Origin of the sequence: Pseudomonas sp. R11F (assembly GCF_050312575.1) — a bacterium.
GTDB classification, from domain to species: Bacteria; Pseudomonadota; Gammaproteobacteria; order Pseudomonadales; family Pseudomonadaceae; genus Aquipseudomonas; species Aquipseudomonas palleroniana.
Genome location: NZ_JBNPJU010000017.1, coordinates 1 through 22,240, shown reverse-complemented (window position 1 = coordinate 22,240; position 22,240 = coordinate 1). Strand labels below are relative to the sequence as shown.

General features: G+C 62.0%; 22 protein-coding genes and 1 tRNA gene. 13 read left to right on the top strand and 10 right to left on the bottom strand.

Features of this window, described 5'->3' with window-relative positions; all coding sequences use genetic code 11:
• Positions 1-177: 177 nt before the first annotated feature.
• The 3 genes from ACQRBV_RS05170 to ACQRBV_RS05160 form a co-directional block, all read right to left on the bottom strand.
• On the bottom strand, positions 178-1,476 hold the full coding sequence (locus ACQRBV_RS05170) for an NAD(P)/FAD-dependent oxidoreductase (protein ID WP_060754864.1): 1,299 nt from the start codon (positions 1,474-1,476) through the stop codon (positions 178-180).
• A gap of 60 nt (positions 1,477-1,536) precedes the next feature.
• The gene (locus ACQRBV_RS05165) at positions 1,537-1,710 is read right to left on the bottom strand and encodes a DUF3094 family protein (RefSeq protein ID WP_090366854.1); all 174 of its coding nucleotides are present in this window, start codon (positions 1,708-1,710) and stop codon (positions 1,537-1,539) included.
• 89 nt (positions 1,711-1,799) lie between these two features.
• On the bottom strand, positions 1,800-2,429 hold the full coding sequence (locus tag ACQRBV_RS05160) for a DUF1780 domain-containing protein (protein WP_053254334.1): 630 nt from the start codon (positions 2,427-2,429) through the stop codon (positions 1,800-1,802).
• Positions 2,430-2,557: 128 nt separating this feature from the next.
• Here ACQRBV_RS05160 and ACQRBV_RS05155 point away from each other — a divergent pair, with 128 nt between their 5' ends.
• Both ACQRBV_RS05155 and ACQRBV_RS05150 read left to right on the top strand, forming a co-directional pair.
• The gene (locus ACQRBV_RS05155; protein WP_104995484.1) at positions 2,558-3,247 is read left to right on the top strand and encodes an energy-coupling factor ABC transporter permease; all 690 of its coding nucleotides are present in this window, start codon (positions 2,558-2,560) and stop codon (positions 3,245-3,247) included.
• Between the two features lie 65 nt (positions 3,248-3,312).
• Positions 3,313-3,528: a hypothetical protein gene (locus ACQRBV_RS05150; protein WP_003171680.1), complete on the top strand. Its 216-nt coding sequence runs from the start codon at positions 3,313-3,315 to the stop codon at positions 3,526-3,528.
• Here ACQRBV_RS05150 and yacG read toward each other — a convergent pair.
• The 4 genes from yacG to ACQRBV_RS05130 are packed head-to-tail and all read right to left on the bottom strand — an operon-like array spanning position 3,525 to position 6,413.
• Positions 3,525-3,725, bottom strand: a complete 201-nt coding sequence (gene yacG, locus ACQRBV_RS05145; RefSeq protein ID WP_060754867.1) for a DNA gyrase inhibitor YacG — start codon at positions 3,723-3,725, stop codon at positions 3,525-3,527. The genes ACQRBV_RS05150 and yacG overlap by 4 nt on opposite strands.
• Positions 3,722-4,345: a dephospho-CoA kinase gene (gene coaE / locus ACQRBV_RS05140; RefSeq protein WP_060754868.1), complete on the bottom strand. Its 624-nt coding sequence runs from the start codon at positions 4,343-4,345 to the stop codon at positions 3,722-3,724. The genes yacG and coaE overlap by 4 nt, the downstream gene beginning before the upstream one ends.
• The gene (locus tag ACQRBV_RS05135) at positions 4,342-5,208 is read right to left on the bottom strand and encodes a prepilin peptidase (protein WP_411985249.1); all 867 of its coding nucleotides are present in this window, start codon (positions 5,206-5,208) and stop codon (positions 4,342-4,344) included. Before ACQRBV_RS05135 ends, coaE begins: the two co-directional genes overlap by 4 nt.
• Positions 5,205-6,413, bottom strand: a complete 1,209-nt coding sequence (locus ACQRBV_RS05130; protein WP_411985250.1) for a type II secretion system F family protein — start codon at positions 6,411-6,413, stop codon at positions 5,205-5,207. Before ACQRBV_RS05130 ends, ACQRBV_RS05135 begins: the two co-directional genes overlap by 4 nt.
• A gap of 203 nt (positions 6,414-6,616) precedes the next feature.
• Between ACQRBV_RS05130 and ACQRBV_RS05125 the strand changes: the two genes are divergently transcribed.
• The 3 genes from ACQRBV_RS05125 (at position 6,617) to ACQRBV_RS05115 (ending at position 7,633) form a co-directional block, all read left to right on the top strand.
• On the top strand, positions 6,617-7,030 hold the full coding sequence (locus tag ACQRBV_RS05125) for a pilin (protein WP_411985280.1): 414 nt from the start codon (positions 6,617-6,619) through the stop codon (positions 7,028-7,030).
• A gap of 64 nt (positions 7,031-7,094) precedes the next feature.
• A tRNA-Thr gene (locus ACQRBV_RS05120) sits at positions 7,095-7,170 on the top strand.
• Positions 7,171-7,330: 160 nt separating this feature from the next.
• Positions 7,331-7,633: a DUF6388 family protein gene (locus ACQRBV_RS05115; RefSeq protein WP_060754872.1), complete on the top strand. Its 303-nt coding sequence runs from the start codon at positions 7,331-7,333 to the stop codon at positions 7,631-7,633.
• 124 nt (positions 7,634-7,757) lie between these two features.
• On the opposite strand, the gene nadC is transcribed toward ACQRBV_RS05115, so the two are convergent.
• Complete coding sequence (nadC, locus tag ACQRBV_RS05110) at positions 7,758-8,606, bottom strand: carboxylating nicotinate-nucleotide diphosphorylase (protein WP_090366842.1); 849 nt, start codon at positions 8,604-8,606, stop codon at positions 7,758-7,760.
• A gap of 239 nt (positions 8,607-8,845) precedes the next feature.
• On the opposite strand from nadC, the gene ACQRBV_RS05105 reads away from it, so the two are divergent.
• The 4 genes from ACQRBV_RS05105 to ACQRBV_RS05090 all read left to right on the top strand — a co-directional run bounded on the left by ACQRBV_RS05105 (position 8,846) and on the right by ACQRBV_RS05090 (position 13,050).
• Positions 8,846-11,002, top strand: a complete 2,157-nt coding sequence (locus ACQRBV_RS05105) for a DUF1631 domain-containing protein (protein ID WP_411985251.1) — start codon at positions 8,846-8,848, stop codon at positions 11,000-11,002.
• Positions 11,003-11,063: 61 nt separating this feature from the next.
• Complete coding sequence (ampD, locus tag ACQRBV_RS05100) at positions 11,064-11,627, top strand: 1,6-anhydro-N-acetylmuramyl-L-alanine amidase AmpD (RefSeq protein ID WP_205345142.1); 564 nt, start codon at positions 11,064-11,066, stop codon at positions 11,625-11,627.
• Complete coding sequence (ampE, locus tag ACQRBV_RS05095; RefSeq protein ID WP_060754876.1) at positions 11,624-12,460, top strand: regulatory signaling modulator protein AmpE; 837 nt, start codon at positions 11,624-11,626, stop codon at positions 12,458-12,460. The genes ampD and ampE overlap by 4 nt, the downstream gene beginning before the upstream one ends.
• 161 nt (positions 12,461-12,621) lie before the next feature.
• The gene (locus ACQRBV_RS05090) at positions 12,622-13,050 is read left to right on the top strand and encodes a hypothetical protein (protein ID WP_090366833.1); all 429 of its coding nucleotides are present in this window, start codon (positions 12,622-12,624) and stop codon (positions 13,048-13,050) included.
• Here ACQRBV_RS05090 and ACQRBV_RS05085 read toward each other — a convergent pair.
• Entirely contained in the window at positions 12,979-13,773 is a 795-nt protein-coding gene (locus tag ACQRBV_RS05085; protein ID WP_161548291.1) for a TatD family hydrolase, read from the bottom strand. The genes ACQRBV_RS05090 and ACQRBV_RS05085 overlap by 72 nt on opposite strands.
• A gap of 2 nt (positions 13,774-13,775) precedes the next feature.
• A complete protein-coding gene (gene cra / locus ACQRBV_RS05080; RefSeq protein WP_060754879.1) occupies positions 13,776-14,771 on the bottom strand; it encodes a catabolite repressor/activator in 996 nt (331 codons plus the stop codon).
• A 293-nt stretch (positions 14,772-15,064) separates the two neighbouring features.
• Here cra and ptsP point away from each other — a divergent pair, with 293 nt between their 5' ends.
• From ptsP to ACQRBV_RS05060, 4 genes are read left to right on the top strand one after another with little or no spacing between them, the layout of a single operon-like run.
• Entirely contained in the window at positions 15,065-17,923 is a 2,859-nt protein-coding gene (gene ptsP, locus ACQRBV_RS05075; protein WP_411985252.1) for a phosphoenolpyruvate--protein phosphotransferase, read from the top strand.
• Positions 17,924-18,844, top strand: coding sequence for a 1-phosphofructokinase (gene pfkB, locus ACQRBV_RS05070; RefSeq protein WP_411985253.1), 921 nt, complete (start codon positions 17,924-17,926; stop codon positions 18,842-18,844).
• Positions 18,845-18,855: 11 nt separating this feature from the next.
• Complete coding sequence (locus ACQRBV_RS05065; RefSeq protein ID WP_161548288.1) at positions 18,856-20,565, top strand: PTS fructose-like transporter subunit IIB; 1,710 nt, start codon at positions 18,856-18,858, stop codon at positions 20,563-20,565.
• A gap of 44 nt (positions 20,566-20,609) precedes the next feature.
• Positions 20,610-22,151, top strand: a complete 1,542-nt coding sequence (locus ACQRBV_RS05060; protein WP_090366822.1) for an alkaline phosphatase D family protein — start codon at positions 20,610-20,612, stop codon at positions 22,149-22,151.
• Positions 22,152-22,240: the final 89 nt, after the last annotated feature.

Genomic DNA, 22,240 nt, shown 5'->3' with positions numbered 1-22,240 from the left:
GTATAGCGCAGTCCGGTAGCGCGCCTGCTTTGGGAGCAGGATGTCGGGAGTTCGAATCCCCCTACCCCGACCATATTAAAAATCCCCGTATCGAAAGATACGGGGATTTTTTTTGCCTGCGGAAAACTCGGCGGCACTGTAATCAATGTGGGAGGGGCAAGCCCCTCCCACAGGTTTTTAGTGCAGCTTAAGACGTGGCTCGGTGCCACGCCCAATCTTGCTGCCCAGCATCAGCATCGCCGTGCGAAAGACCCCATACAGCGCCATCTGATGCATGCGATACAGCGACACATAGAACATCCGCGCCAGCCAGCCTTCGAGCATGACGCTGCCGGTCAGGTTGCCCATCAAGTTACCCACAGCGGAAAAGCGCGACAGCGAGATCAGCGAGCCGTAGTCAGTGTACTTGTACGACGGCAGCTCCTTGCCTTCGATCCGCAGTTTCAGTGACTTGGCCAGCAACGAGGCCTGTTGGTGAGCGGCCTGGGCCCGTGGCGGCACATTGCGGTCGGTGCCCGGTTGCGGGCAGGCGGCGCAGTCACCGAAGGCGAAGATGTTTTCGTCGCGGGTGGTTTGCAGTGTCGGCAGTACTTGCAGTTGGTTGATACGGTTGGTTTCCAGGCCATCGATATCCTTGAGGAAGCCGGGGGCGCGAATACCGGCGGCCCATACCTTCAGGCTGGCCGGGATCACCTGGCCGCTGCTGGTAATCAGGGCATCTGCCGTCACTTCGCTGACCGCCGAGTTGGTCAGCACGGTCACTCCGAGTTTCTCCAGGGTTTTATGCACAGGCGCGCTGATCCGCTCCGGCAGCGCGGGCAAGACTTTTGGCCCGGCCTCGATCAAGGTGATGTGCATGTTTTCCGGTTTGATGCGGTCCAGGCCGTAGGCCGCCAGTTCATGGGCAGCGTTGTGCAGCTCGGCGGCCAGTTCAACCCCGGTAGCACCGGCACCGACGATGGCGACGCTGATTTTTTCTTCCACATCGGTCTGGCCCGCGTGGGCGCGCAGATAGTGGTTGAGTAATTGCTGATGGAAGCGCTCGGCCTGCTTGCGGGTGTCGAGGAACAGGCAATGTTGCGCTGCACCCTCGGTGCCGAAGTCATTGGTGGTGCTGCCCACTGCGATTACCAGCGTGTCGTAGCTCAACACTCGCGCGGGCACCAGCTCGCGCCCCTCTTCATCGAGAGTGGCGGCCAGTTGAATTTTTTTCTGTTCACGATCGAGCCCGCTCATGCGCCCCAGCTGGAACTCGAAGTGGTTCCATTTGGCTTGGGCGACATAGTTGAGTTCGTCTTCCGAGGAGTTCAACGAACCGGCGGCCACTTCGTGCAGCAGCGGTTTCCAGATATGAGTCAGGTTGGCGTCCGCCAGTGTGATGCTGGCGATGCCGCGCTTACCCAGAGTCTTACCCAGGCGGGTAGCCAACTCCAGGCCGCCGGCGCCGCCGCCGACGATAATAATACGATGGGTCATGGGGATATCTCGCAAGGCTAAAAGAAATCGGAGCAGTGACCCCCGCGAGCGCCAGGCAGCTCATAGCGTGAGGTAACTCAAAAGGCGGCTCAGCAAACCGAGCCCGATTACCGCCACCAGCACCACACCAAGGAGCAGCCAAGGCCGGAAAGGCTTGCGCTCGACTTGGTTCTGGGAGAGTTGCAGGTACTCTTCGACATGCTGTTGGTCATCGGGGTTCAGGCGGCTGGTCATAAAGGCCTCGTCAGGTAGACGTTGCAAAAGGGCGCCACGTTACAGTCAGGGGGTTGGCGGCATCGCCACAAGCGTAGCCTGCGCCCGTGTCACAGGCTGATGCCCACGTCGAATACTATGCTGCGGCCCAGGTTGTTACGCAAGAAGTCCGGTGCGTCGGGGTGTGCGAACAGCACCCGGGCAAAGGTCGGCCCGACTAACGACAGCGAACGCCAACCCTGGCGCAGGTATTCGGTGGGAGGCGGGAAGTGGCTGTTGAGGTCCAGTACTTCGCGTTTGAGGCTGGTGAAGGCAATCAAGTCCAGCTCGCCGAGGTCCATGCCGCGTTCTTTGTAGTTATGGGCTTTCTTGCGCAAGGTGGGGGCCAGGCGCAGCAGGAACTCATGGGCGGGAATGCGTCGCGGCTTGGCCTCGCGCCGGACCAGTTGGCTCAGGGAAAACGCACTGCGTCGGCGCAGCAGCTCATCGCGCCATTCGTCGTTCAGGCGCCGGCCTTCGTCCAGAACAAAAAAAACTTCGAAACTGGCGTCGCGAAACAGCACGTCCGGCGGCTCTTGCCCGGCAGGGTGAAACTCTTCCGCCCGGTAAGGCACGTTCAAGCCTTGCAGCAGGCGCTGGCAGACCCAACGCTCACGCTCCCATTTGCGGGCATTGGACAAGAACGCGTTGGCTTGTTCGGCCGCTACGGTGAGCAGGCGCAAGTAATCTGAGTCATCCATGTTTGCAGCTTAGCGTTCAAATGATGACCGCAGGAAGTCTTGCTTTAAAACAGCGGTGTAGACTGGCCTCTCGAGAGTGGCTCAGGGATGAGGTGCATGATGAGGTTTCTTGCAGGGGGTGTGTTCCCGTGATCAGCGCAGCGGTATTGGCACCGGCAACGCTCGGCCTCGGTTGGCTGTTGTACGCGCCCTGGGTGTTGTGGGCGATCCTGCGCTCGCCCTGGGTCGAGCTGTTTGCCGACCGACGGCGCCAGCATTTGTTGTTCGGTACGGTGTTTGCGCTGTTCATGCTGTGGTTGGTGCGGCGGGATTTCGATACCGGAGTTTCCTACCACTTTATCGGTATGACCGCCGTGACCCTGTTGCTCGACTGGCCCCTGGCAATCGTCGGAGGGCTTGCCGCGCAAATGGGCCTGGTGTTGCTGGGGCGCCAGGATCTGGCCGCTGTCGGGGTCAATGGCCTGTTGTTGGTCGTGCTGCCGGTGCTGGTCACCGAAGGCTGCGCGCTGCTGGTGGAGCGTGCGCAGCCGCGTAATCCTTTTGTGTATATCTTCTGCTCGGGTTTTTTCGCCGCTGCGCTGTCGGCGTTGCTCTGTCTGTTGGCCGCATTGGGGCTGTTGTGGTTTGACGGGCGTTTCGCGATGCCGGAATGGCTGGAGGATTTCGTCGGTTACTTGTGGCTGATCATCTTCCCCGAAGCCTTTATCAACGGCATGGTGATCAGCGCGTTGGTGGTGTTCAGTCCTGAATGGCTGGAGACCTTCAACCGCACCCGCTACCTCTCGGCACCCTGGAAGGATGACGACTCGCAGCGTTGATCCAGATCAAATCGCGGGCAATCCGGCAGGCCCATGCTCTGCACAATTTATCAGGAGCACGGATCATGAGTGTGTATGAGTGGGCACGGCAGGAGTTGCGCAGAAGCCAGGACGCAGCGCAGGAAATCGGTTTTGACCCAGGGCTGACCCTGCGCGCCATGCTCAGTGCAGTGGTGCAACAGAGCAAGGGCGTACGCAGCTTCGAAGACCTGGCCGACGAACTGCAATACCTTGCAGAGAACCTCGACGACCAGCAGGAATACGCTTTTATGCGGCCTTAGTGGCGCGGCGTCAGGTCTTCGGAGAACAGCTCGTCTTCGGCATCCGGGGCTACGGGAATCTTGTGTTCTTCAGCCGCCCAGGCACCCAGGTCGATGAGCTTGCAGCGGTCCGAGCAGAACGGTCGGTTGGGGTTGGTCGTTTTCCATTCCACGGGTGCGCCGCAGGTTGGGCAGTCGACGGTCAAGGGTTGGCTCATGATCGGCCTCCACGCAAAGTAAGGTAAAAGTGGTGCAGTCGCTCGACCTCGCTGTGCAGCCAGGCGAGGTCCTGGTCATTGACCAGCACGTCATCGGCATGGTTCAGGCGGTCTTCACGGCTGGACTGGGCCTTGAGAATCGCCTGCACCTGCTGCTCGCTGATGCCATCGCGCTGCAGGGTACGCTGAATCTGCAGCGATTGCGGCACGTCGATCACCAGGATGCGCTGGGTCATGCTGTACTGGCCGGACTCGATCAGCAGCGGAGACACCAGTATCGCGTAGGGCGATTGCGCACGCGCCAGGTGGCTGCGAATCTCTTCGCCAATCAGTGGGTGCAGCAAAGCTTCCAGCCAGAGGCGCTCCTGAGGGACTTCAAAGATCAGTTGACGCAACGCGGCGCGGTCCAATCGGCCGTCGGGCAGCAGCACGCCGGCACCGAAGTGCTCGGCGATACGCGCCAGTGCCGGGCGGCCGGGCTCGACGACCCAGCGGGCGGCATGGTCGGCGTCGACCAGGTCGATGCCCAGGTCGATAAAGTGCTGGGCGGCAGCGCTTTTGCCGCTGCCAATGCCGCCGGTGAGGCCAAGAATCCAGGGTGTTGCGACAGAAGTGGTCATCTGAAACCGACAGACTGCAAATAGAAGTCGGTTATTTGACCACCCCAGAGCAATGCAATCCAGCCGGCAATCGCCAGGCAAGGACCAAATGGCATCGGCGTCGATGCGTCGGACTTGCGCAAGCGCATCAGCATCAGCCCGGCAGACACCCCCAGCAGCGACGCCAACAGCAGCGTCATCGGCAGAATCTGCCAACCCCCCCAGGCGCCGAGCAGGGCCAGTAATTTGAAGTCGCCATGGCCCATGCCGTCCTTGCCGGTGATCAACTTGAACAGCCAGAACACCGTCCACAGGCTCATATAGCCCGTGACCGCGCCCCACAGCGCATCGGGCAGTGTCGCCAGCAGGCCATTGCTGTTGAGGATCAGCCCCAGCCATAGCAGTGGCAGCACGAGCACGTCGGGCAGCAGTTGATGTTCTGCATCGATCAGGCTCATGGCCAGTAAGCCCCAACTCAGCAGCATCACTGCGCCTGCTTGCCAGCCGAAACCGAAGTGCCAGGCAGTGACGGCCGAAATGAGTGCGCAGGCCAGTTCAGTCAACGGGTAGCGGGCGCTGATGGACTCGCGACAATGGGCGCAGCGCCCCCTGAGCATCACGTAGCTGAGCAGTGGGATATTTTGCCAGGGGCGAATCGGTTGGTTGCACCGCGGGCAGCAGGAATTGGGGCGCATCAGGTTATAGGCAGGCCCGACAGGCGCAGTTGGCAGTCCGAGGAGTTCGTTGGCCTGGGCACGCCATTCCCGTTCAAGCATCTTCGGCAGGCGCCACACCAGCACATTGAGGAAGCTGCCGACGATCAGGCCGAGTACCAGCGCCGTTGCAACGAAGGCCCAGGGAAGCTCAGTGAGCAGCCTGCTCAAAATGCGCTCCCCAATTGGAAGACCGGCAGGTACATGGCAAGGACCAACGCACCGACAATACCGCCCAGCACCACCATGATCAGGGGCTCCATCAGGCTGGTGAGGTTATCGACCAGGTGGTCCACATCGGCCTCGTAATGGCTCGCGACTTTTTCCAGCATGCCATCCAGCGTGCCGGACTCTTCACCGATGGCCGTCATCTGGACCGCCATGCCTGGAAACAAACCGCTGGCGGCCATGCAGTGATTCAGTTGCATGCCGGTGGAGACATCATGGCGCATACGTTCGATTGCCTGTTTGAAGGGGCCAATGCCGACGGCGCCGGCTGCCGAGCTCAAGGCCTGCACCAGCGGCACGCCTGCTGCAAAGGTAGTCGAGAGCGTACGGGCGTAGCGGGCGATGGCGGACTTCTTCAGCAGTGTGCCCGCCAGGGGCAGTTTCAACAAACCCGCTTCCAGCCTGTGACGAAAGCCCGGAGACGCCCGATGGGCCAGGCGTAGCCCGGCAGTTGTCGAGCCCAGGCTCAGTGCCACTAACCACCAGGCACGCTGCAGGAATTCGGACAAGGCAATGACCCACAGGGTAAAGCCGGGCAAGGAGCTGTCGACCCCCGCGAACAGGTTCTGGAACTGCGGCACCACATGGATCAGCAGCACCGTACTGACCAGAGTGGCAACCACCAGGATCGCGATAGGGTAGGTCATGGCTTTCTTGACCCTGGCCTTGAGCCGTTGGCTTTTTTCCAGATGGATTGCCACGCGCTCCAGTAGGGTTTCCAGGGCGCCGGCTTGTTCTCCGGCGGCGATCAGGTTGCAATACAAGTCATCGAAGTAGCGCGGGTGCTTGCGCAGTGCGGCAGCCAGATTGGTGCCGGCGGCAATCTCCTGTTTCAGCCCCTTGAGCAGTTCGCGCAGCTGTCGGTTTTCGACGCTTTCACGAATGATATCGAACGCCTGCAGCAAGGGGATGCCGGCCGTCAGTAGCGTCGCCAGCTGGCGAGTGAACAGCGCAATATCGGCGGGCTTTATTGCAGGAGCGAGTATTGGCAGGCCCTGGGCTTGCTTGCGCACGCGACCGGGGCAGATCCCTTGCCGGCGCAGTTGGGCCTTGATCGATGCCAGGTCGTGACCGGTGGTTTTTCCGCTCACCCTGCGCCCTTTGCGGTTGATGCCTTCCCAGGCGTAGATCGTCGAAGCGTCGTTCATGTCGCGGTTCCGCACACAGGTAGTGGAAGCTTTATAGCTTAGCCAGGTAACGGGCTCGGGCCTGAAGCGGCTGAGCGATAAAATGTCAGAATGTGCGTCTTGTGCGCGATTGGCCGCTCACGGATGAGTACACTGGCGCCGCTGCAAAATGCGGGGCGCAGGAAGCGCCTTGTCTTGGGTTATATCTCTGGAGAGTGAATGTGATGCGTCAGAAAGGCTTTACCTTGATCGAGCTGCTGATCGTCGTGGCGATCATCGGCATTTTGGCAACCATCGGCTTGCCCATGTACACCAAGCACCAGGCCAAGGCCAAGTTCACGGCGGGCTTGGCTGAAATCAGTGCATTGAAGGCGGGCTTCGAGGACACCCTTAACCAGGGCACCGTACCGACGCTGGCTTTGATCGGTGGCACCAGCCCCACCGCCAACTGCACTATCGACGTGACGGGTGATGTGACCACCGGGGCCGGCTCCATCCGTTGTGAAATCCTTGATGCGCCTGCGCCCGTGCTGGGCAAGACCATCACCTTGACGCGCAGTGCCACCACGGGCTGGAAGTGTGCCACCACGGCTGACGCGCAATACGTCGCCAAGGGCTGCGGCACCGACGGAGCGTAACCTTTGCCGGGTGGTAGGCGAGTGAGTTGCCGCATGCCCGATGCGGTGCTAGCTTTAGCCCACCGCCCGTGTAGCTCAGCCGGTAGAGCAGCGCACTCGTAACGCGAAGGTCGCAGGTTCGATTCCTGTCTCGGGCACCAAGGCAACACTGTTTCAAAGGCATGTTTCAAAGGCAACGTTTTCAGATGATCCCAGAATGGTTCTGAAGGCCAGACAAGTCGGCACTCGTGCCCGCTTATCAATATCTGCGCGACCTTGATGACCCAGATGCATCCCCATTCCTCGATCTAAGAGAACAACATGACCACGACTGAGATGACCCAGGAAGTTCGGCACCAGGTAGCACTCGAAAAGTACCTCGAGGAGTCACCGCAGCTTAAGGAAGAGATCAAGGATTTGAGTGCTGATGACCAGCGCGACCAGATTCAGTGGGCATTCGAGGACGAAGCCGAAAGCCGGGGCTACCAACCTTGGGAGCTGACCCTCAAGTACACCTCTACACCCGAAGAGTTCGAAGCCGCGCGGCTGGCCTTGCATAAAGAGGCGGCCGAGGTGCTCGGAGTCGAGTGGGAAGAATATTGCGAGATGAATAACCTCGTGTAGTGAGCGGGCTTACCCCGCGCTGGGGGGCGCAGCCGCCCCAAACCCAGGCGCCTCGGTCCTTCTGAAACACCGCAGCGCCCCCCAGCGCGGGGCAAGCCCGCTCACTACAACATTCGGGGGGAGGTCAGATGCTCAGGCGCATCGACAAATCCACCGCCTTGACATCCTTGGTCATCGCGCCGATGGAGATGTAGTCCACTCCGGTTTCAGCGATAGGCAGCAGGGTGCTTTCATTGATCCCGCCGCTGGCTTCCAGCTTGGCCTTGCCGGCGTTCAGTCGCACGGCTTCACGCATGTCATCCAGGCTCAATTCGTCGAGCATGATGATGTCGGCATTCGCCGCCAGTGCTTCACGCAATTCTTCCAGGCTTTCCACTTCGATTTCCACCGGCTTGCCCGGGGCGATCTTGTGGGCGGCCGTAATTGCCTGGGCAATGCCGCCACACGCAGCGATATGGTTTTCCTTGATCAGGAACGCGTCATACAGACCGATACGGTGGTTGTGACAGCCGCCGCAGGTCACTGCGTACTTCTGCGCCAAGCGCAGGCCCGGCAAGGTTTTTCGGGTGTCGAGCAGCTTGACCTGGGTACTCGCGACAAAGTCCGCCAGGTACTGAGCCCGCGTGGCTACGCCTGACAGCATTTGCAGGAAGTTCAGCGCGCAGCGCTCACCACTGAGCAGCGAGCGCGCCGGGCCTTCGAGATGAAACAACGCCTGGTTGGGGCTGACGCGATCTCCGTCGGCCACCTGCCAATGTACGGCGACGCGCGGGTCGAGCTGGCGGAATACCGCGTCTACCCACGCGGTACCGGCGATAACCGCCGCATCACGGGTAATGATCGTGGCTTTGGCCAGCCGTTCGGCCGGGATCAATTGCGCGGTGATATCGCCGCTGCCGATATCTTCCAGCAGTGCGCGGCGCACGTTGGCTTCGATTTCGGCGGTGAGGTCGGCAAGACGGAGGTTCGGCATAACAGGCTCCACAAACAAAGTGCAGGGATTATAGGGCCAGCACGCGCCCGAACCCAGGCTCACTACTCATTTGCCACGCAATGGCAGAGTTTGCTGGCGCAACGGCCCTCATTTGCAAGATAATCCAGCGCCTTGCAATTGGCGTCATAGCTTTGACGTAGGGGTGGTGCCGGGATATTTGCAGTGCCCGTCCAGGCCTGCCCTCGATATTTTCAACTCCACCGTTTCAGGAGGCCAGGATGCACAATGACGGAAAGGTGGTGCCGATCAACAAGGCACAGGCCACGCCATCGCCGCTCGCGCGCCTGCCTGTGGTGTTGCTGCAGGTGCGTGACAAGGCCGCGCAACAGCTGCAACAAGGGTTGCAGGAGCTGTTCGACAACGCCGACGACACCCTGTTCGAGATGGCCGACAAGGCCCGCAGTAACGCTGACCACCACATCTTCTTTGAAGCCATGCGCGACCTGCGGCTCAAACGCAAGAATTTCGAGCGCGTATTCATGGAGCAGCTGTTTGCCGCCTTCGCCCATCTGGGGCAGGTCGGGCGCGGTGACGTGCAGCTGGTGCCGAGGGTGTCATACGAAACCGGTGTCGCTAAGTCCGGCGATGCACTGGAAAAGGCCGTGGCGCTGGAGGCCATGTTGGGGCGGGTACACCACCGTGACGGCCTGGCGCTGGGGCAACTGACGGCCCGCTTGAGTGCCTTGCTGGGCAAGCCACTGGACGAGCGTGAAAACCCCTTGGGGCCGGCCCTGCTGTGCGAGTTCTTTTTGCAGGCGGGGCGCAGCCTGGGCGTGGAGATTCGCGTCAAGCTGATCATGCTCAAGCTCTTTGAAAAATACGTGCTCAGTGACGCCGACCTGTTGTACGGCGGCGCGAATCAACTGTTGGTTGCCACCGGGGTATTGCCCGAGCTCAAGGCCGTACCCTCGCGCCGACCCGGCGGGCGGGCGTCGCGTGACCAGCAGCGCGAGGAACGCTCGCCATCCATGGAGCCTGCGGGCGATGACAGTGGTCAGGAAGCCTTTGCCGCTTTGCAGAAGCTGCTGGCGGCGGTTCGTGGCAGCGTTGCCCCCACCCTGGAAGCCGCCGCCGAGCCGCAACCGATTGCCTCCCGCGACCTGCTGCGTCTGCTTTCACACCTGCAACAGTACGTGCCGGAGCCCGAGGCCGAAGACGATTTCGACCTGCGTAACCAGCTTGAACAGCTGTTGACCCGGGTCAGCGTCAAAAGCGGCAAATCCCGTGTGGTGGAAGACGCCGATGAGGATGTGATCAACCTGGTCGCGCTGCTGTTCGAATACATCCTCAGTGACCGCACCGTGCCTGACGCCTTCAAGGCACTGATCGGTCGCTTGCAGATTCCGATGCTGAAAGTGGCGGTGCTGGACAAGAGCTTCTTCAGCCGTACCAGCCATCCGGCGCGACGCTTGCTGAATGAAATAGCCGCCGCCGCCATGAGCTGGAGCCCACGGGATGACTATCAGCGCGACAGCCTGTACCTGCATATTGAGCAGGTGGTGCAGCGCTTGCTGAATGATTTCGTCGACGACATGACGATTTTTTCCGAGTTGCTGGCGCAGTTCACTGCGTTTGTCTCGGATGAGCGTCGCCGCAGCGAGCTGCTTGAACAACACACCTACGTCGCCGAAGAAGGGCGCGTGCGGGCTGACGCGGCTCGCCAGCGTGTGGCCGAGGTGCTCAACCGGCGGCTGCTGGGCAAGGTGTTGCCCCAGGCGGTGGTGCAATTTATCCAGCAAGCCTGGAGCCAGGTGCTGTTGCTGGCCAATCTCAAGCACGGCGAGCAGTCGGTGCAATGGCAGGCGGGGCTGCGCACCATGGACGAATTGATCTGGAGCGTGGGCCTGCAGAAGGACACCGAGGCCGGTCGTCACCTGCTGGAGCAGTTGCCCGGGCTGCTCAAGGCATTGCGCGACGGCCTGACCAGTGCCGCGTTCGATCCCTTCAGCACGCGCGAATTCTTCGATCGGTTGCAAGCCATGCATGTGCAGTCTTTCGGTGGCGAGGGGGTCGAGACGTTGGTTGAAGTGCGCGAGCCCTTCGTACTCGGTGCCGGGGCGTCTGATCCAGCCGCGAACTTGCCCAATGATGACCCGGACCTGCTCAAGGTCTACCAGTTGCGGCTGGGAAGCTGGTTCGAGTTCCAGACCAGCGCGGCCACCACCGTGCGTTGCAAGCTGACGGCAATCATGGCACCGACCAATACCTATATTTTTGTCGGTCGCTCCGGGCTGAAGGTGCTGGAGAAGAGTGCTGCGCAGTTGGCCATGGCTTTCAAGCAGGGTGTACTGCGCACGTTGGACGAGGGCTTACTGTTTGATCGTGCGTTGGCTTCGGTGATCGGCAACCTGCGTCAACTCAATCGCGGCAAGTGATCGCAACCGCAGGGCGGAACGCGGCATACTGGTAACACTTCGTCTCATTCAAGGAGCCAGTATGCAGTTGGACCCCGCCAGCGGTTGGTGCCAGGGCATCCGTCATTGCCCTTCGCCCAACTTCAACGAGCGCCCGGCTGGTGAAATCTCGCTGTTGGTGGTGCATAACATCAGCTTGCCACCGGCGCAGTTTGCCACGGGCAAGGTGCAGGAATTTTTCCAGAATCGCCTCGATGTTACGGAGCATCCCTATTTTGAAGGGATTGCCGCCCTACGGGTATCTGCGCATTTTCTGATTGAGCGTGACGGCACAGTGACGCAATTTGTCTCGTGCCGTGACCGGGCGTGGCATGCCGGGGTTTCCAGTTTCGAGGGGCGTGAGGTCTGCAACGATTTTTCCCTGGGGATCGAGTTGGAGGGAACGGACGAGCTGCCTTTTACCGATGCCCAGTATGATTCGCTGATCGAACTGACACGCCAGTTGTTGGCGGCTTATCCCGACATAACGCACTCGCGTATTTGCGGTCATAGCGATATCGCCCCGGGTCGCAAGACCGACCCCGGCCCGGCTTTTGATTGGACGCGCTTTCGCAGCGCCCTGCAGGATGGAGGACACGCACGATGAGTTTCCTGGTGTTGGTTCTGGCGGTGTGGATCGAGAAGTTCTCGGCCCTGCGCCAGCGGTTGCAGCGCGATGGTGGCTGGTTGCGTGAGCTGGCCAAGTTGGAGTCGAGCCCCAGGATGGGCAAGCGACCCTGGCTGATTCTGTTGTTGCTGGTATTGCTGCCGGTACTGTTGCTGGCGCTGTTGTTGCTGGTGCTGGAGCCGGTGGCCTACGGCTTGTTGGCTTTGCCGGTGCACTTGCTGGTGGTGATCTATAGCCTGGGGCGTGGCGATCTATTGGCGCAGCTCGGACCTTTCCGCGATGCCTGGCGCCGCGGTGACCTGCAGGCTGCCGAGCACGTGGCCGAGCGTGACCTGAGCATCGGCGCCGACAGCGGCGAGCAGTTACTGGAGCGGGTTCAGGGGCATCTGCTCTGGCAGGCCTATCAGAGCTTTTTTGCGGTGATTTTCTGGTATTTCCTGTTGGGCCCGGTGGCGGCGTTGGCTTATCGCTTGCTGGCGCTGGCCAATGAATACAGCCAGAACCCGTTGGTGGCCGAGCGCGCCGGGCAACTGCGGCACGCGTTCGACTGGGTGCCGGTACGCCTGCTGGCGGCCAGTTTTGCCTTGGTCGGTAATTTCGTAGCGGTCAGCCGGGTGATGCTGCACGAGCTGCTGAATTGGGATATCAGCGCCGCACAACTGCTGGAAAAAGTCGGCCTGGTGGCCGCAGAAATCCCTGCGCCCGTGGTGGGCGTCGACGGTATCAATAGCCTGGATCAGTTGTGGGAACTGCTGCTGCGTGCGGCGGTGTTGTGGTACGCCGGGTTTGCTATCTGGACCGTGTTGCCCTGACACAGTCGCGCAGGGGCGGTGCGTTTCGTGTGTAGGGCTTTCGTGTAGGAATAAGATTTTTGCGGTGTGGTGCTTGTCTTGTTTTCCCTGTCGGCCTTCATTGTGAGGTGAATCGGTGAGAAGTTTGTATCACCTAGTAACCGTCTCGGGGAGGCACAGTCATGACCGCTGTCATCGGCATCAAAGGGCATTGTGCTCACTGTGAAATGACATTCGAGCTCAAGCCTTGGCAGTTGAATGCCATTGCCATCGATGAGCCCTTTGACTGCAGGTACTGTCACGCGTGCCTGCAGCTGTGTTGCCACAAGCAACTGCGTCAATTCCGAGCGTTGGACCATTGGGCGCTGGTGCGTCCCGGCATGGTCATTCTGACCTGCGCGACCTTGCTGATGGCGCTGGTGGCGGAGTGGGTGGGGCTGCTCAGTGTGGTCGGGCAGTTCAATATTTCACTGACGACGGTGTTGGTGCATTGCCTGAGCGTGCGTTACGCCCGCCACCGGCAAAAGATCACCTTGAATCTACAGGCTGTCAGCCGGCTGCCAATTGAACAGCTGGCACGCGTTGCGTGTGCTCGCCTCGGCCAGGCGTGACGCGTCGATACCCATGCGTTCAGCCAGGGCGATGCAGATGTCCGGCAGGTGTTGCGGGCTGTTGCGCTGGCCCGGGTACATGACCGGCGCCATATCCGGTGAGTCGGTTTCCAGCACGACCGCCTCAAGGGGCAGTTGAACGAGCACCTTGTGCATGCGCAGTGCCTGGGGCCAGGTGGCGGCGCCGCCCAGGCCCAGTTTGAAACCGAGCTTGATGTACTCGCGGGCCTCTTCGGCGCTGCCGGCGAACGCGTGGATGATGCCGCCGCGTGGCAGGCGAATGCGCTTGAGCGTGGCGATGACCGCCGCGTGGCTACGGCGAACGTGCAGCAGGGCCGGGAGCTGGAAGTCCACCGCCAGTTTCAGTTGGGCTTCGAACAGGCTTTGCTGGCGCTCGCGATCCAGTTGCTCAAGGAAGTAATCCAGGCCGATCTCGCCGACGGCGCACAGTTGCCGGTGGCCATGCAGGCGGTTCAGCCAATCGCCCAATTCCATCAGGTCGGCGGGGCGGTGTTCATCGAGATACACCGGATGCAAGCCGAAGGCGGCGAATAAGCCGTCATCTGTTTGCACCAGATCCCACAACCGCTGCCAATTCTGCTGATACACCCCCAACACCACCATGCGCTGCACGCCGAGTTGGCGGCTGTGGGTGAGGACTGCCCGGCGATCGTCATCGAAATCCGGGAAGTCCAGGTGGGTATGGGTGTCGATCAGCTTCACGTTCAAGCCTCGTGAATGCGCTGCTTGAAGGTCCGGCCGATGGCGTGCACGCCAGGCTGATACTGCTCGTCTTCAATCGCCGCCAGCGCCAGGCGCAGGGCGGTATCGGCGATCAATTGATGTTGTTGGGCCATGGCGTTGACCGGCAACGGCAGGAAGTCCAGCAGTTGGGTGTCACCGAACGTGCCCAGGCGCAATGGCCGGGACTTAAGGGGGAAATCATGCAGTGCGTCGAATACGCCTTGCAGCAGCACGTAGGAAGTGGTCACCAGCGCGTCGGGCAAGTGCCCCAAGCGCTGCAGGAGTTGCTCCATCAACTGACGGCCGCAATCGCGGCTGAAGGCCTCGCCATGTTCGACGATCACCTCGCCGGCAAACCCTTTGAGGGCTTCACGAAAGCCTGCGGCACGTTCCTGGCTGATGCTCAGCTCTGGGTGGGCACCGATCAGCGCAATCTGCTTGGGCAACGGCAGCAACAGGCTACTGGTCAGTTGCTGGCAGGCCTTGCGGTCGTCGCTGACCACCGAGCAGAACTGCGCAGGCTCCATGACCCGGTCGATGGCGATCACCGGCAGACCCTTGGCTTGCAGCTCGCGGTAACTGTCGTCGCTGGCCGGCAGGCAACTGGCGACAAACAACGCATCGCAGCGCCGCGCGCGGAACAGTTGCAGCAACTGGCGCTCGCTGTCGGCTTCATCGTCGGAACTGGCGATCAGCAATTGATAACCCCGTGCCCGCGCCCCTTGCTCCAGCAGCTTGGCGATACGTGCGTAACTGGGGTTTTCCAGGTCCGGCAGGATGAAGCCCAAGGTGCGCGTATGCCGGCTGCGCAGCCCGGCCGCCTGGGGGTTGGGAGTAAAGCCATGGGCTTCAACCACTGCACGCACCCGCTCGACGGTGGCGTTACTGATGCGTTGCTGTTCGGCCTTGCCATTGATGACATAGCTGGCGGTGGTTACGGACACACCGGCCAGGCGTGCGATATCACTGAGTTTCAAACCGGGATTTCCTTGTTTTTTGGAGCTCGCCCCGACATTTTGTCTAATCGTAACCGATTCCAGCGCGTGGCCCATGCCTGAGCTCAAGTGCCGAGCGGCCCTTCAAGCTTGCGCAATTACCGCGTAACCTGCCATAAATTCTAGATTAAACGTTTCAGCTGGCGTATTTTTACGACGTTCGTGACTAAGTGGCTACTGCCAATTGACCACTCAGTCAGTTATTTTTGAACACATTGCGCTGATTTATTCAAAACAATACCTAGTGCACCCCTTGCACTAACTAGGAGAACGGCATGCTGGAGCTCACTGTAGAGCAGATATCCATGGGCCAGGTGGCTGTGGATAAATCTGCCGCCTTGCATTTGCTCGCTGACAAATTGGTGGCCGATGGCCTGGTCGCCGAGGGTTACCTCAGTGGCTTGCAAGCCCGTGAAGCCCAAGGCTCGACCTTTCTCGGCCAAGGCATCGCCATTCCCCACGGCACTCCCGAGACCCGCGATCAGGTGTTTTCTACCGGCGTTCGCTTGCTGCAGTTCCCCGAAGGGGTGGACTGGGGCGACGGCCAGATCGTTTACCTGGCCATCGGCATTGCCGCCAAATCCGATGAACACCTGCGCCTGCTGCAATTGCTGACCCGCGCCCTCGGCGAGACCGACCTCGGCCAGGCGCTGCGCCGCGCCGGTTCCGCCGAAGCCTTGCTGAAACTGCTGCAAGGCGCGCCGCAGGAGCTGGCGCTGGATGCGCAGATGATCAGCCTGGGCGTGTCCGCCGATGACTTTGAAGAGCTGGTTTGGCGCGGTGCCCGGCTGTTGCGCCAGGCCGACTGTGTCAGCAATGGTTTCGCCGCCGTATTGCAGCAAGTCGACGCGCTGCCTCTGGGCGATGGCCTGTGGTGGTTGCACAGCGAGCAGACGGTCAAGCGTCCGGGCCTGGCGTTCGTCACCCCGGACAAACCCATGCGTTACCTTGGCCAGCCGCTGCACGGCCTGTTCTGCCTGGCAAGCCTGGGCGAAGCACACCAGACGTTGCTGGAGCGCCTGTGCGCGTTGCTGATTGAAGGTCGCGGCCAGGAGCTGGGCCGGGCGACCAGCAGCCGTGCCGTGCTCGAAGCGCTCGGTGGCGAACTGCCTGCCGACTGGCCCAGCGCTAGCATTCCCCTGGCCAACGCCCATGGCCTGCACGCGCGTCCGGCCAAGATCCTCGCGCAATTGGCGAAAAGCTTCGACGGCGATATCCGCGTACGCATCGTGGATGGCCCGGTGGGTGCCGTGTCGGTGAAAAGCCTGAGCAAACTGTTGAGCCTGGGCGCACGCCGTGGCCAGGTGCTGGAGTTTGTCGCCGAGCCGACGATTGCCGGTGATGCGTTGCCTGCCTTGCTGGCGGCGGTAGAGGCGGGGCTTGGCGAAGAGGTCGAACCGCTGCCGACCGTCAGCGCCCCTGCGCCAGTGCTCGACAGTGAGCCGGTGATCAATGCGCCGCTGTCCGGCAGCCAGGTCCAGGCGATTGCGGCCGCCCCCGGCATCGCCATCGGCCCGGCCCATATCCAGATCCAGCAAGTGTTCGATTACCCACTGCGCGGCGAATCTTCGGCCATTGAACGCCAGCGCCTGCACCAGGCCCTGGCTGATGTACGCCGCGATATCCAGGGTTTGATCGAGCGTAGTCAGGCCAAGGCTATCCGCGAGATCTTCATTACCCACCAGGAAATGCTCGACGATCCGGAACTGACTGACGAAGTCGACACCCGCCTCAAACAAGGCGAGAGCGCACAGGCTGCGTGGATGAGCGTGATTGAGGCGGCCGCCAGGCAGCAGGAGTCGCTGCAGGACGCCTTGCTCGCGGAGCGCGCCGCCGACTTGCGGGATATCGGTCGCCGGGTGCTCGCGCAGTTGTGTGGCGTGGAAACCGCCCAGGAACCCAGCGAGCCGTACATTCTGGTGATGGACGAAGTGGGGCCGTCGGATGTGGCGCGCCTCGATCCATCGCGTGTCGCCGGCATCCTGACGGCCCGGGGCGGCGCTACGGCCCACAGCGCAATTGTTGCGCGAGCGCTGGGCATTCCCGCGCTGGTGGGGGCCGGTTCGGCAGTCTTGCTGCTGGCGTCCGGCACGCCATTGTTGCTGGACGGCCAGCGCGGCCGCCTGCATGTCGACCCCGACGCCGGCACCCTGCAACGTGCCGTCGTCGAGCGCGATACCCGCGAACAGCGCCTGCAAGCCGCTGCGGCCCAGCGCCATCAACCGGCACTGACCCGCGACGGCCATGGCGTGGAAGTCTTCGCCAACATCGGCGAAAGCGCCGGGGTTGCCAGTGCGGTGGAGCAGGGGGCCGAAGGTATCGGGCTGCTGCGCACCGAGCTGATTTTCATGGCCCACCCGCAGGCGCCGGATGAAGCCACCCAGGAAGCGGAGTACCGCCGCGTGCTCGACGGCCTCGCCGGGCGCCCGCTGGTGGTGCGCACCCTGGATGTGGGTGGGGACAAACCGCTGCCCTATTGGCCGATTGCCCAGGAAGAAAACCCCTTCCTCGGCGTGCGCGGCATTCGTCTGACCTTGCAGCGCCCACAGATCATGGAAGCCCAGTTGCGGGCGTTGCTGCGCTCGGCGGACAACCGCCCGCTGCGCATCATGTTTCCCATGGTCGGCAGCGTGGACGAATGGCGTGCCGCTCGGGAGATGACCGAGCGCCTGCGCCTGGAAATCCCGGTGGCGGACTTGCAGTTGGGCATCATGATCGAAGTGCCGTCCGCTGCGTTGCTGGCGCCGGTACTGGCCAAGGAAGTGGATTTCTTCAGTGTCGGCACCAACGACCTGACCCAGTACACCCTGGCCATCGACCGCGGCCACCCGACGCTGTCGGCCCAGGCGGATGGCTTGCATCCCGCTGTATTGCAATTGATCGACATCACCGTGCGTGCCGCCCATGCCCACGGCAAGTGGGTTGGCGTGTGCGGCGAGCTGGCGGCCGACCCGCTGGCGGTGCCGGTGCTGGTCGGCTTGGGTGTGGATGAATTGAGCGTTTCGGCCCGCAGCATTCCAGAAGTGAAGGCGCGGGTGCGGGAATTCAGTCTGAGCGAGGCCCAGGGCCTGGCGCAAAAAGCACTCGCGCTGGGCTCGCCCGCCGACGTGCGTGCCCTTGTGGAGGCCGTGTAAATGGCGAAGATTCTGACCCTGACGCTGAACCCGGCGCTCGACCTCACGGTGCGCCTGGCGTGCCTGGAACCGGGCGCCGTCAACCGCAGCGAGCCTCTGCTCACCCACGCTGCCGGCAAGGGGGTGAATGTGGCCCAGGTGTTGGCCGATTTGGGCCACCAAGTCACCGTCGGCGGCTTTCTCGGTGAAGACAACCCCCAAGCCTTCGAGGCGCTGATTGCGCGGCGCGGTTTTGCCGATGCGTTTATCCGCGTACCGGGCGAAACCCGCAGCAACATCAAGATCGCCGAACAGGGCGGCCGGGTCACTGACATCAATGCCCCGGGGCCAGAGGTCAGCGAGCAGGCGCAGTTGGCGCTGCTCAATCAGCTTGCCTTGATTGCGCCCGGCCATGAGGCCGTGGTGGTTGCCGGCAGTTTGCCGCGTGGTGTCAGTGTGCAGTGGTTCCAAGGCTTGCTCGCAACATTGAAGGACCTCGGCTTGAAGGTCGCCCTGGACACCAGCGGCGAAGCCCTGCGTGCGGGTTTGCAAGCCGGTCCCTGGTTGGTCAAGCCCAACACTGAAGAGCTGGCCGAAGCCCTGGATAACGCCGCAGACACCATCAGCCGCCTGCATCGGCAAGGCGTGGAGCATGTGGTGGTTTCCGACGGCGCCGCCGGCGTGAACTGGTACAGCCCGGGCGTGGCGTTGCACGCCACGCCGCCCAAGGTCAGCGTCGCCAGCACCGTCGGCGCCGGCGACTCGCTGCTGGCCGGCATGCTGCACGGTTTGCTCAGCGGCGACGCGCCCGAGCAGACCCTGCGCCGCGCCACCGCGATTGCCGCCATGGCGGTCACGCAGATCGGTTTCGGCATCAGCGATGACGCGCAGTTGGCGCGTCTGGAAAGCGGCGTCGATGTGCGCGCGCTGACAGAACAATAAGAGGGTTTGTGATGAAGTTAGCCATTGTTACCGCCTGCCCGAACGGCATGGTCACCAGTGTGCTGTGTGCTCGCTTGTTGGACGCCGCCGCGCAACGCCAGGGTTGGAGCACCAGCGTCGAAGTGGTGGACGTCGCACGCCCGGAGCGCCAGTTGTCCCAGGCGACGATCGATGCCGCCGAGTGGGTGCTGCTGGTCAGCAGCACGCCGGTCGACATGCAGCGGTTTGTCGGCAAACGCGTGTTCCAAAGTACGCCTGCTCAAGCCTTGGCCGATGTCGAGGCGGTGTTGCGCCTTGGCGCCGAAGAAGCCCAGGTGTACGTCGAGACACAACAGGCGGTAAAAAACGCGCCGCGTATCGTCGCGATTACCGCATGCCCCACCGGCGTCGCACACACCTTCATGGCCGCCGAAGCCTTGCAGCAAACCGCCAAGCGCTTGGGTTATGACTTGCAGGTCGAGACTCAAGGTTCGGTCGGTGCCCGCACCCCCCTGAGCCCGGAAGCTATCGCCAATGCCGATGTGGTGTTGCTCGCGGCGGACATCGAAGTCGCCACCGAGCGCTTCGCCGGCAAGAAGATCTACCGTTGCGGGACTGGCATCGCCCTCAAGCAATCCGAAGCGACCCTCAACAACGCCCTGGCCGAAGGCGCGGTGGAAAACGCCGCCAGTGGCGCGGTGGCCAAGCCGGAAAAAACCGGGGTGTACAAACACCTGCTCACGGGTGTGTCGTTCATGTTGCCGATGGTGGTGGCGGGCGGCTTACTGATCGCCTTGTCGTTCGTGTTCGGCATCCATGCCTTCGAAGAAAAAGGCACCTTGGCCTCGGCCCTCAAGATCGTCGGCGACCAAGCCTTCATGCTGATGGTGCCGTTGCTGGCGGGTTACATCGCCTACTCGATTGCCGACCGTCCGGGCCTGGCGCCCGGCATGATCGGCGGCTTGCTCGCGGGCACGCTGGGGGCCGGGTTTATCGGCGGCATTTTTGCCGGTTTCCTGGCCGGTTACTGCGTCAAGTTGATCACCCGCGCGGTGCAGTTGCCGCAGAGCCTGGAGGCGCTCAAGCCGATCCTGATCATCCCGTTGCTGGCCAGTCTGTTCACCGGGCTGGTGATGATTTATCTGGTCGGCCCGCCGGTGGCGCGCATGCTCACGGGCTTGACCGACTTCCTCAGCACCATGGGCACCACCAACGCGGTGCTGCTCGGCATTCTGTTGGGCGGCATGATGTGTGTCGATCTGGGCGGGCCGATCAACAAGGCCGCGTATGCGTTTTCCGTCGGCCTGTTGGCGGCGCAGAGCGGGGCGCCCATGGCTGCGACCATGGCCGCAGGCATGGTGCCGCCGATCGGCATGGGCATCGCGACGTTCCTGGCGCGACGCAAGTTCGCCCAGACCGAACGCGAAGCCGGCAAGGCCGCGATGATTCTAGGGTTGTGCTTTATCTCTGAGGGCGCGATCCCGTTCGCCGCCAAAGACCCGCTGCGGGTGATCCCGGCGAGCATCGCCGGTGGCGCCTTGACCGGTGCGCTGTCGATGTATTTTGGCTGCAAACTCGCGGCGCCTCACGGCGGCTTGTTTGTGCTGGTGATTCCGAACGCGATGAACCATGCATTGCTGTACTTGCTGGCGATTGTGGCCGGCAGCCTGCTGACCGGTCTGGTCTATGCGTTGATCAAGCGTCCGGACGCGGCGCCGGTGGCTGTCGCAACGGTGTCATAAGCGCATGCTTTAGTGGCCCTTTTGATACTCAAGAGGGCACCTGCATGAGCCACTTCGATCTCGGCCGTCGCCGTGTGATGCAAGCCGTCGGCGCCGGCATTCTGTTGCCGGGCCTGGCCCCGGCGGTGATTGCTTCGGTCAAGGACCGCCCGCAACTCACCGATGGGGTGCAGTCCGGTGACTTGCTCGGCGACCGCGCCATGATCTGGAGCCGCAGTGATCGCCCGGCCAGGATGGTGGTGGAGTGGGACACCCGCAGCGTGTTCAGCAACCCCCGTCGTTTTGTTTCCCCTCTGGCCGACCAGCGCAGTGACTTTACCGCTCGCGTCGAGCTGACCGGGCTGCCGGTCGATCAGGCGATTTTCTACCGCGTGCACTTCGAGGATGCCCAGACCGGTGTCGCCAGCGAGCCATGGTTCGGCCACCTGCGCAGTGTGCCGCAGCAGCGTCGCGACATTCGCTTTGTATGGAGCGGCGATACCGTCGGCCAAGGCTTCGGCATCAATCCGGACATCGGCGGCATGCGCATCTACGAAGCCATGCGCCTGCGCCTGCCGGACTTCTTTATCCACAGCGGCGACACCATCTACGCCGACGGCCCGGTGCCGGCGCAACTCACGGTCGAGGACGGGCGTATCTGGCGCAACATCACCACCGAAGCCAAGAGCAAGGTCGCTGAAACCCTCGATGACTACCGCGGCAATTATCGTTACAACCTGATGGACGAAAATGTGCGCCGCTTCAATGCCGAGGTGCCGCAGATCTGGCAATGGGACGATCACGAAGTGGTCAATAACTGGTCGCCGAGCAAGCAACTGGACGAGCGTTATCAGGTCAAGGACATCAACACGCTGGTGGGGCGTGCGCGTCAGGCCTGGCTGGAATATTCGCCGATGCGCCGGCAGAGCGCCGACGGCGGCGGGCGCATTTACCGCAAGCTCAGCTACGGTCCGCTGCTGGATGTGTTCGTGCTGGATATGCGCAGTTATCGCGGGCCTAACGACGACAACCTGGGCGGCGAAAAACCCTTTATGGGGCGTGAACAACTGGATTGGCTCAAACGTGAGCTCAAGGCGTCCCAGGCGCAATGGAAAGTCATCGCCGCCGACATGCCCATCGGCCTCGGCGTGCCGGATGGTGAGGTCAGCCCAGGTGTACCGCGCTGGGAAGCCATCGCCAACAATGACCCGGGCGCACCGCAAGGCCGCGAGCTGGAAGTGGCCGAGTTGTTGGGCTTTTTAAGGGCGCAGCAGGTCCGCAACCACGTGTGGCTGACGGCTGATGTGCATTACTGCGCGGCGCATCACTATCACCCGGATCGCGCGGCGTTCCAGGATTTCGAGCCGTTCTGGGAGTTTGTCGCCGGGCCATTGAACGCGGGCAGTTTCGGGCCAAACCCACTGGACAAGACGTTCGGCCCCGAGGTGGTTTTCCAAAAGGCTCCAGCTGCGCAGAACAGCTCGCCGTTTGCCGGGTTCCAGTTTTTTGGCGAAGTGCAGATTGATGGGCAGACGGCGGAGCTGACGGTGACTTTGCGCGACCTGGATGGCGTGTCCGTATACCAGCAAAAACTCCAACCCGCCTGACTTGGTGGTGGGTCTGTAGTGAGCGGGCTTGCCCCGCGCTGGGTGGCGCAGCCGCCCCAAACCCAGGCACCTCGGTCCTTCTGAAATAC